The following is a 15,923-nucleotide window of genomic DNA, read 5'->3' as shown; positions in this document are numbered from 1 at the left end:
TATATTTGGAACATATAAAGCAGGAAGGACTATGGGACACATGATAACCGCTATTATTCTGAAAGGTGCATATATGCCGGAGGAACTGACTTACTTTGATCTCCGGCCTGTGGCACTGCATACAGATCTGACATTGTTTCATATTGATTGCACTTATAGTGCCTACTGGCAATTCTATTTAGGAAGAGCAGGGGAGCTGCCCCTTTCCCGACGGCCTTCTCTTCCATTCCCCTGTGAAATAGTACTTGCGGAGATCATGGGCCGTGTATCCGTTTCCGAAGCGCCTCATTATGCCATTATTTCAACAGATTATTTTGGTGGTATCGGCTCCCAGTATGCCAATGCCTTTATTGGTAGTGAAAATGTTGATCCTGAAATGGAGAAAATTAATCAGGCCCTGCGGTTTCTCGGTGTAACAGCCGAACGGGGCAAAGATGAATTTGATACTGTTGGATTAGCAGACATCCGTAGAATGCCGGAATATCTGGAAAAATACTGGGATCTGGCAGAGGAACATGGTCTTGATTGCTGATAGGCAGGTGTTTTTCTCTGCTATCATTTTGTATAGTATAAATCAGGTAATTATGTGTCTGATTGACAAAGATGTTGTCTTGCCTGGTATTTATCAGGCACGGTCTTTTATCCTATAAGCACAACGTCTCGCTCCGGCGAGGATATGATCCACTCTTTCGACAGATACTTTATCCCCTAATACCGCCCTGAATGTGTCCAGTTCCGATTTGCAGAAACCCATACATGCTGTAGCGGCAGCACAGATCGGACAGTGATTTTCTATCAGCAGATATCCTTCCTCATCTTTTATACAGGTGGCCATATATCCCTCATTGTCCCTGATGCGGGCCAGTCCGCCGATCCTTCCTTCCAGGTCTGACACATTTGCCAGTTCTTTCAGGTATTTCTCCTTTCCATCCCGGCCATTGGCTTCAATGACATCCTGCAAGGCGTCTTCTCCCAACGTATCCCTCATTTTCAGGATGAGCTTTACAGTCAGGTCAGCATGAGCATCCGGGAAACGGGCGTGTCCTTGTGAGGTAAGGGACCATACCTGTTGTGGCCGGCCTTTCCCCTTGGACTCGGACCTTGTTTCTACCAACCCCTCATTTGCCAGCTTAATTAACTGAAAACGAGCGCCTTCCGTTGTAATATTCAGGTCTTTTGCAAGTTCGATTAATGGCAAAGGCCCTTTTGTCTTCAGGATCCAAACCGCTCTCTCATTATCCGGTAGTGTCATTTTCATAAAAAACAAAGTAAATATTTGGTAAATGCAAATATAGAAAAAATCAATGCGCCAATAATCATAATAAACCAAGTGTTTATTTGGTTTAATAGTTTCTTTGTCTACTTTTGCAGTATAAATCATCATAAAAATGGCTATTCATTCACTACCATTGCTTCCATATGCGTACAATGCGCTGGAACCCGTTTTCGATACCCGGACGATGACGATACATCATTCCAGGCACCATCAGGCGTACGTGGATAATCTGAACAAAGCCCTGGCAGATACGCCTTATACGCCACTGTCAGTGGAAGAGCTGTTTGCTATTATCAAGGAACTGCCGGTGGCTGTCCGTAATAATGCCGGTGGACATTATAATCATAGTCTTTTCTGGACCTTGCTGTCTCCGCCTACATTGCATTACGAAAACAAACGTCCGGATTATATCGCCGGTTTCTGGAAACTTGTCAACTGGGATGTCGCTGACGAGCGTTATCAGAAAGCCAGAATCACCCACCTATCCAGCAGGTATTGATCGCTTAGCATCAGTACTATTTCTTCCTTTCATAAACAGGTTTACCTATAAATGCCGCAAAAAATAAGGATGCGGCAGGGGATTGTCATGCCTGTCTGACGGGTATCGGATCAACTATTAAACATTTACGAAATGACTAATCATATGAAGGCCGGGAGACAGGCATCTCCCGGCACTGGGGGCGCTTTGTGCCTTACAGGCATGTATATTATTCCTGCTGCGCTTTCACTCCTGTTGCTCGGTGCCTGCGGGCAAACCGAAAGTGGATATGCGAATAACGGTCCGCAGGAATTTCCTATTTATACCATTCAGCAGGCGCCAACCACACTTAAAGTGCAATATCCGGCCTCTCTGGAAGGACAGCAGAATATCGAGATCAGACCTAAGATCGATGGTTATATCCGGGAGATATTAGTCGATGAAGGGGCTGTTGTTAAAAAAGGACAGCTGCTTTTTGTGATTGATGCACCCCAATATGAACAGGAGGTAAGAACCGCTACCGCCGCTATTCAAAGTGCAGAAGCGGAGGTTAGTGCTGCAAAGTTACAGGTGAGCAATCTGACGCCACTGGTAAAGAAAGAGATCATTACTGCCACCGCACTGGAAGCTGCGCAATACAATCTGGAAGCGAAAGAGGCCGTGCTTTCACAGGCAAGGGCAGGTCTGGCGAATGCCCATACCAATATCGGTTATACGCGTATTGTGAGTCCGGTAGATGGTATCGTTGGCGCTATTCCTAATAAGATAGGTAGTCTGGTAAGTCCTTCGGCTCCGCAGGCGCTGACAATGGTATCGAATATCCGCAATATTTACGCTTACTTTTCTTTTGATGAAAAAGAGTTCCTGGCGTTTACGGCTAAATATAAAGGGCAGTCCGTCCACGAGAAACTGCAACAAATGCCTCCGGTAAGTCTGGTGCTTCCTGATGGGACGCATTACCCGGAACAGGGTCGTGTAGAGACCGTGAATGGTATGATTGACAGATCAACGGGCGCTATCAGTTTCCGGGCAACGTTCCCAAACCCGGCCGGCATTATCCGTAGTGGTGGCAGTGCTACCCTGGAAATTCCGATGAATCTTTCCTCCGCATTGCTGCTGCCACAGCAGGCTACTTTTGAAATGCAGGGTATGAAAATGGTGTATGTCGTGTCGGCTGACGGTATGGTAAAAAGTCGTGAGGTACATGTGATGGACATCGGCACGAGTGACAGCTATGTAGTCGAAAGCGGATTACAGGCAGGTGATAAGGTAGTCGCCGAAGGTATGGGTAATCTGAAGGATAGTCTGCTGATCAAACCTGTGCCGGCAAAACCACTCGCACAGCAATAAACTAAGTCTACCGGCAAATTTTATGTATGCTCCCAGGTGACCTGTCGTCATCCGGGGACGGGCATTGCTTTGTCTTCAATCTATCAATTATGCTAAAGAAATTTATCGAAAAACCGGTACTGTCAACAGTGATCTCTGTGATCATTGTGATACTTGGTCTGCTGGGACTTTTGTCCTTGCCGATTTCCCAGTATCCGGAGATTGCGCCACCCACTGTAGAGGTAAAAGCTGCCTTTCAGGGTGCGAATGCGGATGTGGTGATGAATTCTGTGATTGTCCCGCTGGAAGAACAGATCAACGGGGTGGAGAATATGAGTTATATGACCTCTACTGCCGGTAATGATGGCAGCGCGACGATCACCATTTACTTTAAACTGGGTACGGATCCCGATCTGGCAGCCGTGAATGTACAGAACAGGGTATCGAAAGCGACCAGTTTATTGCCTGCGGATGTAATCCGAGCAGGGGTGACCACCAGTAAAAAACAGAGCAGTCAGGTCTTCATTTTTGAGGTGTGTAGTAAGAATAAATCTTATGATGAAACCTTTCTGCAGAACTATGTCAATATTAATCTGATGCCCCGTTTAAAGCGGGTGAACGGAGTCGGAGATGCGTTTATTTATGGCGCAAGAGATTATTCCATGCGTATCTGGCTAAAACCGGATGTAATGGCCGTGCATGGTTTGATGCCGGCGGATGTGCTGGCGAAACTCTCCGAACAGAATATAGAAGCAGCGCCCGGAAAGTTTGGGGAGAATGGCGCACAGGCTTTTCAGTATGTGATCAAATATAAGGGCCGTTTAAAGACCTCGAAGGAGTTTGGTGATATCATTATCCGTTCCTCCGGTAAAGGGCAATTCCTCCGCCTCAATGACATCGCGAAGGTAGAAATGGGTTCATTAAGTTATGCCAGTTCGACGATCACGGATGGTTATGCAGCTACGGCAATTGCGGTGTCACAGTCTTCCGGTTCAAATGCGCACGAGTTGATCAGTCAATGTGAAAAGATTATTGAGGAGAGTGCAAAGGAGTTTCCGGAGGGCGTCTATCATGTGCCTTTCCTGAATGCGAATGAGTTCCTGGATGCCTCTATCGAAAAGGTGGTGCATACACTGATAGAGGCGTTTATACTCGTATTCATTGTGGTGTTCATTTTCCTGCAGGATTTCCGGTCTACATTGATCCCGGCGATTTCTGTGCCGGTAGCGATCATCGGGACTTTCTTTTTCCTGAAGGTCTTTGGTTTCAGTATCAATCTGCTGACTTTATTCGCGTTGGTACTGGCGATCGGTATTGTCGTGGATGACGCTATTGTGGTGGTGGAGGCCGTACATGCGAAGCTGGACCAGGGAGCTACTTCTGCGAAGAAGGCGACATTACATGCCATGAGTGAGATCAGTAGTGCGATCGTTTCTATTACTTTGGTGATGGCGGCGGTGTTTGTACCTGTATCTTTTATCAGTGGTTCAGCCGGTGTGTTTTACAAACAGTTTGGTCTGACGCTGGCTATAGCCATCGTGATTTCTGCGGTGAATGCATTGACGTTAAGTCCGGCGCTTTGTGCCATTTTCCTCAAACCACATGATGCACATGCGCCCGTAAAAAAAGGTGTTCTGCAACGTTTTTACACGGGCTTTAACACAGCGTTTCATGCGATGACGGGTAAGTATCGTCAGTCTGTTCATTTCCTGATCAAACGTAAATGGCTGGCAGGGGGCGCTATCGTGGTATTCAGTATGGTGCTGTGGTTCCTGGTGAAGACGATACCTACCGGTTTTGTACCGAATGAAGACGGTGGTGCGATCTTCGGAGATATCATACTGCCACCCTCGTCTTCACTTGAGCGGACCACAGAGCTGTCAAACGAAGTGGCCCGCATAGCAGGTAGTATTCCGGAAGTAGAGTCGGTGTGCCGGGTGGCAGGGCAGGACCTGATCAGCGGTCCCGGTGGTTCCTATGCTGCGCTGTTTATCCGGTTAAGACCCTGGGCACAGCGTGCAAAAAAAGGACAGGATATCGGGAGTGTGGTCGGACAACTCTTTGGTCGGACCGCACATATCAAGGGTGCGCAGGTGATCTTCTTTGCGGCGCCGACATTGCAGGGTTTTGGTAGTTCCAATGGCTTTGAATTCTCTTTACAGGATCTTTCTGCCGGTGATCTGAATGCGTTTGGAGGGGCGATCTATAAATTCCTGGGGGCACTGAATCAGCGGCCGGAGATCCAGTATGCGGCAACCTCCTTTAATAACAGTTTCCCGCAGTATCAGCTGGACGTCAATGTCGCCCGTTGTGAGGAAGCCGGCGTTGCCGTCAACACTGTACTGAGTACGATGCAGGGATACTTTGGGGGTGTTTATGCGGCTGACTTCAACCGTTTCGGTAAGCAATACCGGGTTATGGTACAGGGCGACGCTTTGAACCGGGCGACACCTGAAAGTATTCATCAGATTATGGTAAGGAATGCGGCAGGCCGTATGGCGCCGATTTCTGAATTTATTACGCTGAGACGTGTATATGGATCGGAATTCCTCAACCGCTTTAATCTGTTCAATTCAGCTTCTATTACCGGTGCGCCAAACCCGGGTTACAGTTCGGGAGACGCGATCCGGGCTATACAGGAAGTAGCGGCTCAGACCCTGCCTAAACAATATACGTATGAGTTTTCCGGTATTACGAAGGAGGAGATTTCCAGCGGAAGCCAGGCATTGCTTATCTTTTTGCTGTGTCTTGTATTCGTCTATTTCCTGCTTTGCGCGCAATACGAAAGTTACGTACTACCTTTTGCGGTACTGCTTTCACTCCCTATAGGACTGGCGGGCGCTTTCATCTTCGCAAAGATCTTCGGTGTCGATAATAACATCTTTTTGCAGATCAGTCTTATTATGTTGATCGGGTTACTGGCTAAGAACGCCATCCTGATTGTTGAGTTTGCGTTGATGCACCGGAGGAGTGGAGAGGACCTCGTACGGGCAGCCATCACTGGAGCTGGTGCGCGTCTGCGTCCGATCCTGATGACGTCCTTTGCTTTCATCTTCGGGCTGGTACCATTGATGCTGGCCAGTGGCGCAGGCGCTGCCAGTAATAAGTCTATTGGTACTGCCGCCATTGGCGGGATGCTGATAGGGACGCTCTTTGGCATTTTTGTGATACCTATTCTATTTATTCTGTTTCAGCTGTTGCATGAGCGTATCAGTGGAGCGCCGAAGTCGCATGGTCGTCATATGGCGAAGGGACATGAAACAGCCGATCTGATTTTAACGCATGAATGACATGAAAAGAAGATATTTATTGCTGCTGCCTTGTGTAACGGTAGTGGCAGCCTGTAAGGTAACTAAAACATATCAGCCGCCGGCTACAGATACGGTGGCGCAATATAGAGGGCAGTCTTTGTCCGATACCATGAATATTGCCCGCTTACCCTGGCGCTCTTATTTCCAGGATGAAGATCTCCAGGCGCTGATTGCTGAAGGTCTGGGCAAGAACCTGCAGCTGAAGGCAGCCATTACACGTATTGAAGCGGCCAATGTTGCTTATCAGCAAAGTAAGGCGGCCTTCCTGCCCCAGGCCGGGTTTAATGCCGGTTATAAGCAATCCCGCCTGGCTTATCCGCAGGGATTCGGATTTGTCACCACAACACCGCAGTATGATATGAGTCTGAGTGCTTCCTGGGAAGCGGATATCTGGGGCCGCTTACGTAGCGCTAAAAAAGCAGCCTATATTTCGCTGCTTTCCGGAGAGGCGGCAAGGGATGTTATACTCACCCGCCTGATTGCCGATATCGCGGGGCATTATTATACGCTGCTGGTACTGGATCATCAGTTGACGATCCTGGAAAAGGCGGCGGACATAAGAAGTGCGGACGTAGAAGCGATGACCGAATTGCAGCGGTCAAATGTGGTGAATGGTGCTGCGGTGGTACAGAGTCAGGCGAACGAATACGCCGCACGGGTAGCTATTCCGGTATTGAAAAAGCAGATCCGGCAAACAGAGAACGCCCTGAGTATTTTACTGGGTAAGCCGGCTGGCGATATAAAAAGAGGACGGCTGGAAGATCAGCTGATGCCTGTGATGATCAACAGCGGCGTGCCAGCACAGCTGCTGGCAAATCGTCCGGATGTACGTCAGGCAGAACTGGCCTTCAGAGGGGCTTTCGAATCAACCAATATCGCCCGGACGGCCTTCTATCCCTCACTGACGCTGACGGCAGCCGGAGGTTTCAGCAGTTTTAGTTTCGGAGATTGGCTTACAAAGAATACAGGTTTGTTTGGTAATGTGGCAGCCGGGGTATTCCAGCCGATCTACAATCGCGGTCAGAATAAATCCAGGCTGAAGGTCGCCAAGGCGGAACAGCAGACTGCCTTTTACAATTTTCAGCAGTCTTTGCTGACGGCAGGGCAGGAGGTGTCTGATGCCTTGTTTACTTATTCATCCGTAGAAGAACGTAAGGCGTTTCGTAGCAAACAGATCGAGGCATTGGAAAAGTCGGTTGATTTTACGCAAACGCTTTTAAAATATAGCAGCAACACGAACTACATCGACGTGCTGACTTCAGAACAGAGCCTTTTATCGGCCCAACTGGAGCAGGCCAATGATCAGCTGGAGCAATGGATGGCGGTGATCAGCCTCTATCATGCACTGGGCGGTGGTTGGCAGTAAGCGATAAACGATTTAAAAGTGTAACAGTTGTAGGTTTAGGCAATCACGGGTATATTCTTATACCTGTGCTCTTTTTCCCTACTTTTGCAGGGGATCAGCCTATGCGCCTTTTTTAAAACACTTTTCATGAAGCACTTTAGTATAGAGGATGTCTTTAAAGGATTCAGTTTTACGCCAGCCGAAAGGGCTTTGGTGGAAGATAAGTTTAAAACACTGAATCTGAAGAAAGGCGATGCTGTATTAAGTGCAGGGCAACTGGTACCTTACCAGTATTATGTGGCAGAAGGATGTCTGCGTGCTTATTATATTGCCGATACCGGCAAGGAGTTTACCTTACAGTTTGCTGTTCAGGACTGGTGGATCAGCGACTATACCGCCTTCTTTGCCGAAGGCCATTCTATTTTACATATTGATTGTGTGTACGATGCCGTCGTGCATCAGATCTCCAAAGCCAGTATGGAGCAATTGTACAAAGAAGTACCGCAGATAGAAAGTTTTTACCGCATTAAGATGGAGCGTTTCTTCGCCAGTTTTCAACGAAGGATACTGTCTGATCTGGCATTGCCTGCGAAAGAGAAATACGCCAATTTTCTGAAGACCTACCCCAATATCGAGAAGCATATTAAGAATTATCACCTTGCCTCTTACTTAGGCATTACTACAGAGAGCCTCAGCCGCATCAGAAAGGAATTAGCCAGGGGTAAATAAGAACTTACCATACATCAATTTTTTTGACATTTGCCGGATGCATCTTTGCATTCGTAAGTCTTCATTTACTAACAACTAAAACACTTACCCATGGAAAGAGAAATCATTGTTAAATGGAAAATAAAGGCATCCGCTACCCAGGAGATCCTGGCATTATTGCCCGCACTGGCGGAGCAATCAAAGCATGAACCGGGCAATCTCGGCTATCATATTTATCAATCCGAAAGCGATCCTAATGAACTGATATTACATGAGCGTTACGTTGATGCGGACGCCGCAGAAGCGCACAGGAATTCAGCGCACTATCAGGAGATCGTTGTGGGTAAGGTGGTACCGCATCTTGAAGTACGTGAAGTTATCATTGTTAAAAAATTATTGTAAACCAGCATTCATTAACCTTAAAAATCTGATTGTATGTCAAAGAAAATATTATTTATCGTATCTAATGCCAGTTTTATTGGTCCTAATAACAGACAGACAGGCGTATTCCTGGATGAAGTGGCGCACCCTTATGTAGAATTTGACGATGCACATTACCAGATAGATTTTGCCAGCATCACCGGTGGAGTTCCTGCTGTTGATAATCTTACCGCCAGCGAAGAAAGCTCCAATGCGCGGTTCATCAAGGACGGCGGACTGGCAAAAATGCAACACAACCGTAAACTGTCGGATGTAGACACCAGTGGGTATGATGCAGTATTCGTACCAGGTGGTTTAGCGCCAATGGTAGATATGCCGGAAGATCCGCTGTTAAAGAAAGTAATTGCGGGTTTCTATGATAGCGGTAAAATTGTAGGCGCCGTGTGTCATGGTCCCGTATCACTCCTGAATGTGAGACTGAACGATGGTAGTTATCTGATTGCGGGAAAGAATATTACTTCTTTTACGAATGAAGAAGAAGATAATTATGCGAAGAATGATGTGCCTTTTGAACTGGAAACAGCACTAACTAACCAGGGCGCTAAGTTCCATGCAGCAGCGCCATGGTCTTCGAATAGTATTGCAGATGGCAGATTGGTAACAGGACAGAATCCTGCTTCAGCGAAGGGTGTGGCACAAAAGATGATTGCATTGCTGGGGGCATAGTGTTAATTAGATTTTTTACTAGTTTTGCACTTAATCCCTTTTTATGAAATTTCCCGGAATGGAAGCATTTCCATACCTTGATCTTATACTATGAAATACTTTGGAATAGAAGTCTTCGACGCTAAAATATATACCTCTTTTCTGCTGGAAGAAAATGAACCCTTATCTTCCCAATCACTGTACCTTGATTGTGATCAGGGCGCCTTACATTATCCGCTACGCGAATTTAATTTCTGGCTTGGAGTGGGATGGTATGGGAATAAAGAGCATGTATATGCTCCCGGAAACGAGTTTAGAGTGGAAATAACAGGTGGAAGGAAAACAGAGTGCAGGAAATATGTCAAGTATGACGTTCCGCCTGATTTGAAAGCATTGAAAGCGGCTATGCAGGAAGGAGTAGACCTTCTTCAGGAGATATTAAAAATGAGTGATGAGGAAATTGATGCACTCCCTTCTATAGCCATGCTGGTATTGTTTTTTCAGAGGAAGTTTCCGCGGCGCAATATTACACCAGATACGCTTTTGTTTGATGATTTGGGTATTGGAGAGAAGAAGGCCAGGAAACTCATGGAAGAGATGAGGTGGTATTTTAATTATGCCATTTCTGATGAAGAGCTTCAAACGGCTTTCCTGTTGCCTGGGACTGGTATGTCTCAAAAGGGTAAGCTGATGCTGAAAGGAGTTACAATCAGACGTTTTCATGAAGTAATGATAAAGGATAACTGGTTTGATCTTTCAAAGGAATAAAAGTCTTACGTGATTTGCAAATGAAAGTAATACATATAGAATGGTTGTCTGTTGAAGCGAGAGAAGCAATAGTGACCATCTCCGACGATATCCTGGAGTTTGTTTGCTTTGCCCATCCTTTTGATCTGGAGTCAGAATTGGATCCAAAGATTGCTGGTGTGCCTGTATATCTGCGTTCAACAGATGAACTGGATGAGTGGGAGTGTGGGCGATCAGGATGGATGATGGCCAGGGAGGTAGAAAAGTTATTTTGAATACGTAAAAATCGATGGTACGAAATGGATGACCTGCCTGCTGTTCAGATGCCTAAGCGCTGCTTTTCTGTAAAATTAATGTGCAAAAGGCGCTTCAAAAGTCAATTGACTGTATGAAATCATTGTTCTATTACCCAAAAGGCTACATCATACATATGATGCAGCCTTTTGGGTAATAAGTTATTCTGTAAGTTGAAATATTACAGATTCGGCGAGCCTACAAATACCTGATAGTCCTCAAATGCCTTCTTGGGTTCAAACTCTTTTCCTTTTTGAGAGAAGAAAGCCTGTTCGTCAAACATACCTGTCCGCGTAATTAAGGACTTGTAGTCACTATATCTGCAACATACAATAGCATACTCTCCATATTCTTTTGTCACATCCGAAGATCTCTCATTGGGAGCCAGCAGCATTTCTGTTTTGATGACATATTCCATCCCTATTGGGTACCCGGTTTTGCTATCCAGTTCCATCCTCATTTCCTTATAAATACCGCCAGACTTAAATGTGATCTTTATACTTTTAAACGTCGGAAATTCGCTGAATGAACAATGGTCAATTCCCATCATTTTCAACGAAAGCCACATTTGTTCCACAGGATTGATGCTGTCAGCAGAAGGCTTTGAAAGATACATGACCTTATCCTCCTTGAAGAGCGTAATGACATACCGCTCGTTGGCCGTCATTTCCATATTTGACATCTGGTAGTGATAATTTCCTCCTGCAATATCAAGATGCCCGCTAAGCGAATCCAGTATGACATCAGGATGTAATTCACTGGCATAGGTGTAATGGATATCAAACCCAATATCCTTTTGTTTGTATAAATTTTGTAATTCGCCGAGTATATTAGATAAAGCAATGCTGTCTTTTTTTTCTTGTGCAAATGCCTGCATGTATGTCATGAACAGGCATATACTCAGTACTCGTTTCAATATTTTCATTTCTTTTATTTTAGTAGATGCATACTATGATGCGATGCAGGACATATTATTTGCTATAGATAAATTTTACCTGGAAATACTCGCTACGGGAGTTCCTTACACGTAACATGTAACTTTTTCCGCTCTGAAGATCCCATTTCCTTTTGATATCGAGGGAAATCATATTGTCGCCAGGTATCACCTTTAACTGACCATATGTAAGGACGTTATTACCCGATTCCAGTGCCATCAGCTCATAGAATACCTCACTGTCATTCACCACATTGTTATAGCTGAAGTGTACGGTACCGGTAATGGCTGCTACAGACCCATCCAGGTCTTTCTTCAACTGGATATAGGTATTTTCTTGTTTTTTCTCCTTTACAACATCCGATTTCAATTTAAATGTCCATATATCCGTCTGTGCGGCAAAGGCATTTCCATTTTTCGCGATAATTGTCCATGCATATTGCTTCCCGGTGTCGAGTGACATAGAAGAGGATGGATAATTAGCGAACAGGTTCTTAGTCGAAGGTAAATGATATACCGGCAGGTTCTGTTGCACCGCTTCTACAGGAGATTGTCCGGAACGGACTTCCGTCAGGAATAGTTCATAGTTCAGGTCTCCGAAAATACTTACCGGAGATGGAGGTAGCCAGCTGAACTGAGGACTGTATGTTTCAATAATACTTTGATCTGCTGGTGTATTCAACAGCGGAGGACCTACCGGGGAGACTGAAAAAGGTACGCAATCTTCAGAAATGAGATCGCCGTTGTGACTGTTCTGTACAAATACGCTATAACACGCCTGGTAAGTTCCTGCAGGTAAAAGTCCGTTTGGTGTTCTGTCACCTACAGCTGTCAGGTATTCATACTGAATAGGCGATAGGTCTGCAGCTTTCAGTTGCCTGGTTCCTTTCGTCAGGGAGATGTTTCTGGTAACACCTGTCAGCACTGGCTGACTGGTCTTGCTATCTATCAATCGCATCATAATAGTAACACCAACAGGGGCGTCTGATACCGATATAAGTGCTACATTCCATAATTGCGCTTTCATGAGTACTCCTTCCGGAGGAACCTGTGCTGAGATATTTACCTGTGCGGCCACACGGCCACCAAGCGCCAATGTAAGCAGGGATGACAATAAGAATTTGTTGCTGATCATATTTAGAAAGTCTTTGTATATGTTAATCTTCCATTATTACTGGGTAACAGACGTTTCTGCATACCCGGAATAAAGGCTTTTTCGGCCATGAAGGCAATCTCTCCCAGCTTCGGAATTACGATCCTCGCGTTACCTGAATAACCGGTTTGTGAGATGCGATATGCGGTCTGATAGTTATATTTTACGCCGGCGCCTACATCCAGCCAGCTGGCCATTCGATATTGCAGGTTTCCGTCTCCGCTAAGCAGATTGTACTCCGGATTTGTAGCAAATGATCCCCCTCCGTTAATAGTCAGTTTATTGGCAAATATGGTATGGGTCAATTGTAAATTCTTACTGTTAAAATATAGAAAGCTACTATCTGCCTGTTTGTTATAGAACTGCGTATAGGTAAGGATCGTATTCATCAGGAAGCCTTTACAATGATAGGAATGACTGGCAGTAGCCAGGAGGTTATAAAACAGGTTTTCTGTATAACTGCCGTTATCCATTTTCGTCAGTTGAGAGCTCGGGAAATAACCTACCGTGATGACTGGTAATTTTCTTATGCGCATAGTAGCACGTATGCTTTTAAAGACTGTATTACTCCTGAAGTTGGTCTGCTGGTAGCTGGTCACAAAGTCATTTTTCCTGATACTACCGCTGACTGTGAGCTGTTGCCGGAAAAATGGTTGGTCAACGGCCACCGACCATCCTGTTTGTGTTGATCCTGTAGTATAAAGACTGAATGACTGAAAGTTAGCCCCCATCATTTTATACATACCAGTGATCCTGGTGCCCGTCCCTGGTAACAAGGATCCTGATTTCAGGGAATAAGCCTCGTTAGAGTGGTCATTTAACCTGAATATACCATCCAGTGCAGCGTGTTGTTCTGCCGGCGGGACGGCATATGATGGCAAAGATGACTTTGCAATTTCACCGGTAATGTAATTGTTGCTATTCAATTGCCATCGTCCCTCAAGAGAGAGCCCTTTAATCTGTTGACTGAGATTAGCCGCATTGGGATTACCATCAGGAACAGTATTGAAATTATATACCTGTTTTTTACCCGTATAATACGTAAGTATCACATTGTTTCCGTTTCTCATGCCTTTACCTACGCGTATCAGGTTGAGGTATTGTCTGGACTTGCTTTCATTGAATATGAAATCGCGGAAACGATAGTCGACTTTACCTGTGGCAAACGCAAAATAATAACCAGGGTTATATTCGATCTGACCGCCGAGAATACTGATGTTCTTCGCGGTGAGCTCGGAATAATCTACAAGCATACGCCCGATACCGACTGTACGTATCGCCAGCAGATGTTTGTAACCGGCTGGCAATACGGAATCAGGTAAATTCATTGCCTTGAGATTTTCCGCCAGCTCTTTATTGTCTTTACTATGTGTCAGTATATCAGTCAGTGTGTTCTTCCTGGTATTATATATCTTCTCCTGTTCTTTATAGTTGCCTAGTAGTGCTGATAATTCTTTTTGAAGGGAGTCAGTTTTTTGGCTGAGCGAATTGTATTGTTTGTTAAGATGCTGTAAGGCAGAATCTGCCTTTTCTTTTTCAGACTGCCTTTTGCTGGTATACTGCGCCGGAATCTGCAGATCATTCCAGTCTTTTCGGCCCATACCCGTAGCAGGTGTTGTCAGTGCAGGTAGCGGCTCCTTGTGTTGATCTGCAATCGCTGCAAGCGAATCTTTGATCCTGGCATAATACGCTTTTTCCCGTGCCTCTATTATCTGCTGTAGTAATGAGGGATCTGCTTTCGTTTTTCTATAGCTGTCGAGTTCCAGCTGTTTAGCATCTACCAGTGACTTTAACTGCTGCAATTTTTCCAGCTGTGCATACTTCCCGGCATCCCAGTTCTTCGCCTTTTGCAGTACAGCATTTTTAAAGTCTCTGTTGGTATATTGAAGATTAAAGTCTGTGAGATTCCTGAAAAGCGATGAGTTGGACATCCGCGTTGTGAAGTTTACCCGGATAGGATAGTTGTCTTTGTATGTTAATTCCAGGCTAGTCTGAACGGTATGCTGATAGACATCTTTCTGTACGAAAGGGGTATCTATATTCGACTGATAAAACAGATCATACACGACATTACCATGTACTGTTAACAGTGTTTCCTTTTTAACGGGAACTGGTGTTGCCCGTCGCTGCCCCACGCGTTCAAAGTATGCGACCAACGTGTCCTGCTTTTGAGGCACATAAGCTACAATAACCACAGGGTGATACCTGTTATCTGCATTGGAGAAATAATGGAAACTATCCGCAAACTGCGGATATTGCTGCTTTTCGAAGTTTTTGACTTTCCATTTGGAGTAATAGTCTGCAACGCCCATTTTGAGCCCGGACTGACCACAAACGGTTGTCGTTGCAAGCAGTGAAAAAAGGAAAATTGGTATAAAGTGTTTCACGGTATACAGGATCAAACAATATCCGGAACAATAATCTGTTCAGAAGAACCAGCAGATAAGAGAAATTCTTATGATAAATTATTGGTCGGGATGTCAAACAATATCGAACATATAAAAGGTAAACTGGCTTACAAAGTATACATCTTAATAATTGGTAACTAAAGTTGAAAACGGGATATAACTACACTTAACAATCATTCAACAATGACTAAATATTGCCCTTTTTTTGGTACACAAACATAGTCTTTTTTCGGAAACAATATATATTGCTGAAAATTTTTTCAGCTGTAATATGATGCTTGAGATTACCGGTTGGAAATAGTAAAAGAAAAATATATTGACGCTGAATATATAATGGTATTGCATTTCGTAATTTCTTAGAAGATATGTCAGATCAAAAAAGATGCGAAAGTTTTAAAAAAGTTTGCAAAATAATTTTTACGATGTATGTTTGTTTCGTAATGAGCCTGCTGAGTAACCTATACCATGCAGCAGGATCTTTAGAGTAAAACATTTGTTGGCCTTAGTTATCCGTAAATAGTGATTTGTGAAGAGATAACACAAATGTTCGTAGTGCATCCAATTCATTAAAAGTGTAGAAGTTGTAATCCTTATTTTATGTATTCATTCTCATGAAATTTGTCAGTGCTGTTAGCACTCGTTTTCCCCTGTGTTGCTTTGTTATAGCTAATTAAGTCCAGATTGGGGGTGATTGAACAGTTGTAAATATTGTTCATATACTGTCGTGTAACGATGGTACAGGGTATCTATATGCATTTTTAATTTAAATTTTTGCGGCAGCAGCATGCTGTCACGTGTAGTCTTGTGTGCATGTGAAAACAGCCATTGTAAATTGTTTTGTAAATAACGTAACA

At 44.7% G+C, this 15,923-nt stretch carries 14 protein-coding genes; 10 read left to right on the top strand and 4 right to left on the bottom strand.

The features are described 5' to 3' along the window. The first annotated feature begins 31 nt into the window (after positions 1-31). The gene (locus CPIN_RS23835) at positions 32-532 is read left to right on the top strand and encodes a hypothetical protein (protein WP_012792407.1); all 501 of its coding nucleotides are present in this window, start codon (positions 32-34) and stop codon (positions 530-532) included. A 93-nt stretch (positions 533-625) separates the two neighbouring features. Here CPIN_RS23835 and CPIN_RS23830 read toward each other — a convergent pair whose 3' ends face one another. Beyond that, on the bottom strand, positions 626-1,258 hold the full coding sequence (locus CPIN_RS23830) for a helix-turn-helix transcriptional regulator (RefSeq protein WP_012792406.1): 633 nt from the start codon (positions 1,256-1,258) through the stop codon (positions 626-628). 130 nt (positions 1,259-1,388) lie between these two features. Here CPIN_RS23830 and CPIN_RS23825 point away from each other — a divergent pair, with 130 nt between their 5' ends. The 9 genes from CPIN_RS23825 to CPIN_RS23785 all read left to right on the top strand — a co-directional run bounded on the left by CPIN_RS23825 (position 1,389) and on the right by CPIN_RS23785 (position 10,555). Then, positions 1,389-1,775, top strand: coding sequence for a superoxide dismutase (locus tag CPIN_RS23825; protein WP_012792405.1), 387 nt, complete (start codon positions 1,389-1,391; stop codon positions 1,773-1,775). A gap of 132 nt (positions 1,776-1,907) precedes the next feature. Then, a complete protein-coding gene (locus CPIN_RS23820) occupies positions 1,908-3,104 on the top strand; it encodes an efflux RND transporter periplasmic adaptor subunit (RefSeq protein ID WP_012792404.1) in 1,197 nt (398 codons plus the stop codon). 89 nt (positions 3,105-3,193) lie between these two features. Beyond that, positions 3,194-6,373: an efflux RND transporter permease subunit gene (locus tag CPIN_RS23815; protein ID WP_044219572.1), complete on the top strand. Its 3,180-nt coding sequence runs from the start codon at positions 3,194-3,196 to the stop codon at positions 6,371-6,373. Position 6,374: 1 nt separating this feature from the next. Further along, a complete protein-coding gene (locus tag CPIN_RS23810) occupies positions 6,375-7,760 on the top strand; it encodes an efflux transporter outer membrane subunit (RefSeq protein ID WP_012792402.1) in 1,386 nt (461 codons plus the stop codon). Between the two features lie 126 nt (positions 7,761-7,886). Beyond that, a complete protein-coding gene (locus CPIN_RS23805) occupies positions 7,887-8,468 on the top strand; it encodes a Crp/Fnr family transcriptional regulator (RefSeq protein WP_012792401.1) in 582 nt (193 codons plus the stop codon). 90 nt (positions 8,469-8,558) lie between these two features. Further along, positions 8,559-8,849 (top strand): putative quinol monooxygenase, encoded by a 291-nt coding sequence (locus CPIN_RS23800; RefSeq protein WP_012792400.1) that lies wholly within the window; start codon positions 8,559-8,561, stop codon positions 8,847-8,849. 33 nt (positions 8,850-8,882) lie between these two features. Further along, positions 8,883-9,554, top strand: a complete 672-nt coding sequence (locus tag CPIN_RS23795; protein ID WP_012792399.1) for a type 1 glutamine amidotransferase domain-containing protein — start codon at positions 8,883-8,885, stop codon at positions 9,552-9,554. 90 nt (positions 9,555-9,644) lie between these two features. Further along, positions 9,645-10,301, top strand: a complete 657-nt coding sequence (locus CPIN_RS23790; RefSeq protein ID WP_012792398.1) for a hypothetical protein — start codon at positions 9,645-9,647, stop codon at positions 10,299-10,301. A 20-nt stretch (positions 10,302-10,321) separates the two neighbouring features. After that, complete coding sequence (locus CPIN_RS23785; RefSeq protein WP_012792397.1) at positions 10,322-10,555, top strand: hypothetical protein; 234 nt, start codon at positions 10,322-10,324, stop codon at positions 10,553-10,555. Between the two features lie 200 nt (positions 10,556-10,755). Here CPIN_RS23785 and CPIN_RS23780 read toward each other — a convergent pair whose 3' ends face one another. The 3 genes from CPIN_RS23780 to CPIN_RS23770 are packed head-to-tail and all read right to left on the bottom strand — an operon-like array spanning position 10,756 to position 15,048. Continuing rightward, positions 10,756-11,499, bottom strand: coding sequence for a LolA3 family protein (locus tag CPIN_RS23780; protein ID WP_012792396.1), 744 nt, complete (start codon positions 11,497-11,499; stop codon positions 10,756-10,758). Positions 11,500-11,545: 46 nt separating this feature from the next. Beyond that, positions 11,546-12,643, bottom strand: a complete 1,098-nt coding sequence (locus CPIN_RS23775) for a hypothetical protein (protein ID WP_012792395.1) — start codon at positions 12,641-12,643, stop codon at positions 11,546-11,548. A 2-nt stretch (positions 12,644-12,645) separates the two neighbouring features. Further along, a complete protein-coding gene (locus CPIN_RS23770; RefSeq protein ID WP_148230628.1) occupies positions 12,646-15,048 on the bottom strand; it encodes a hypothetical protein in 2,403 nt (800 codons plus the stop codon). Positions 15,049-15,923 lie beyond the last annotated feature (875 nt).

It is taken from the genome of Chitinophaga pinensis DSM 2588 (assembly GCF_000024005.1).
GTDB lineage: Bacteria > Bacteroidota > Bacteroidia > Chitinophagales > Chitinophagaceae > Chitinophaga > Chitinophaga pinensis.
This window is presented reverse-complemented; position numbering and strand designations above follow the sequence as displayed.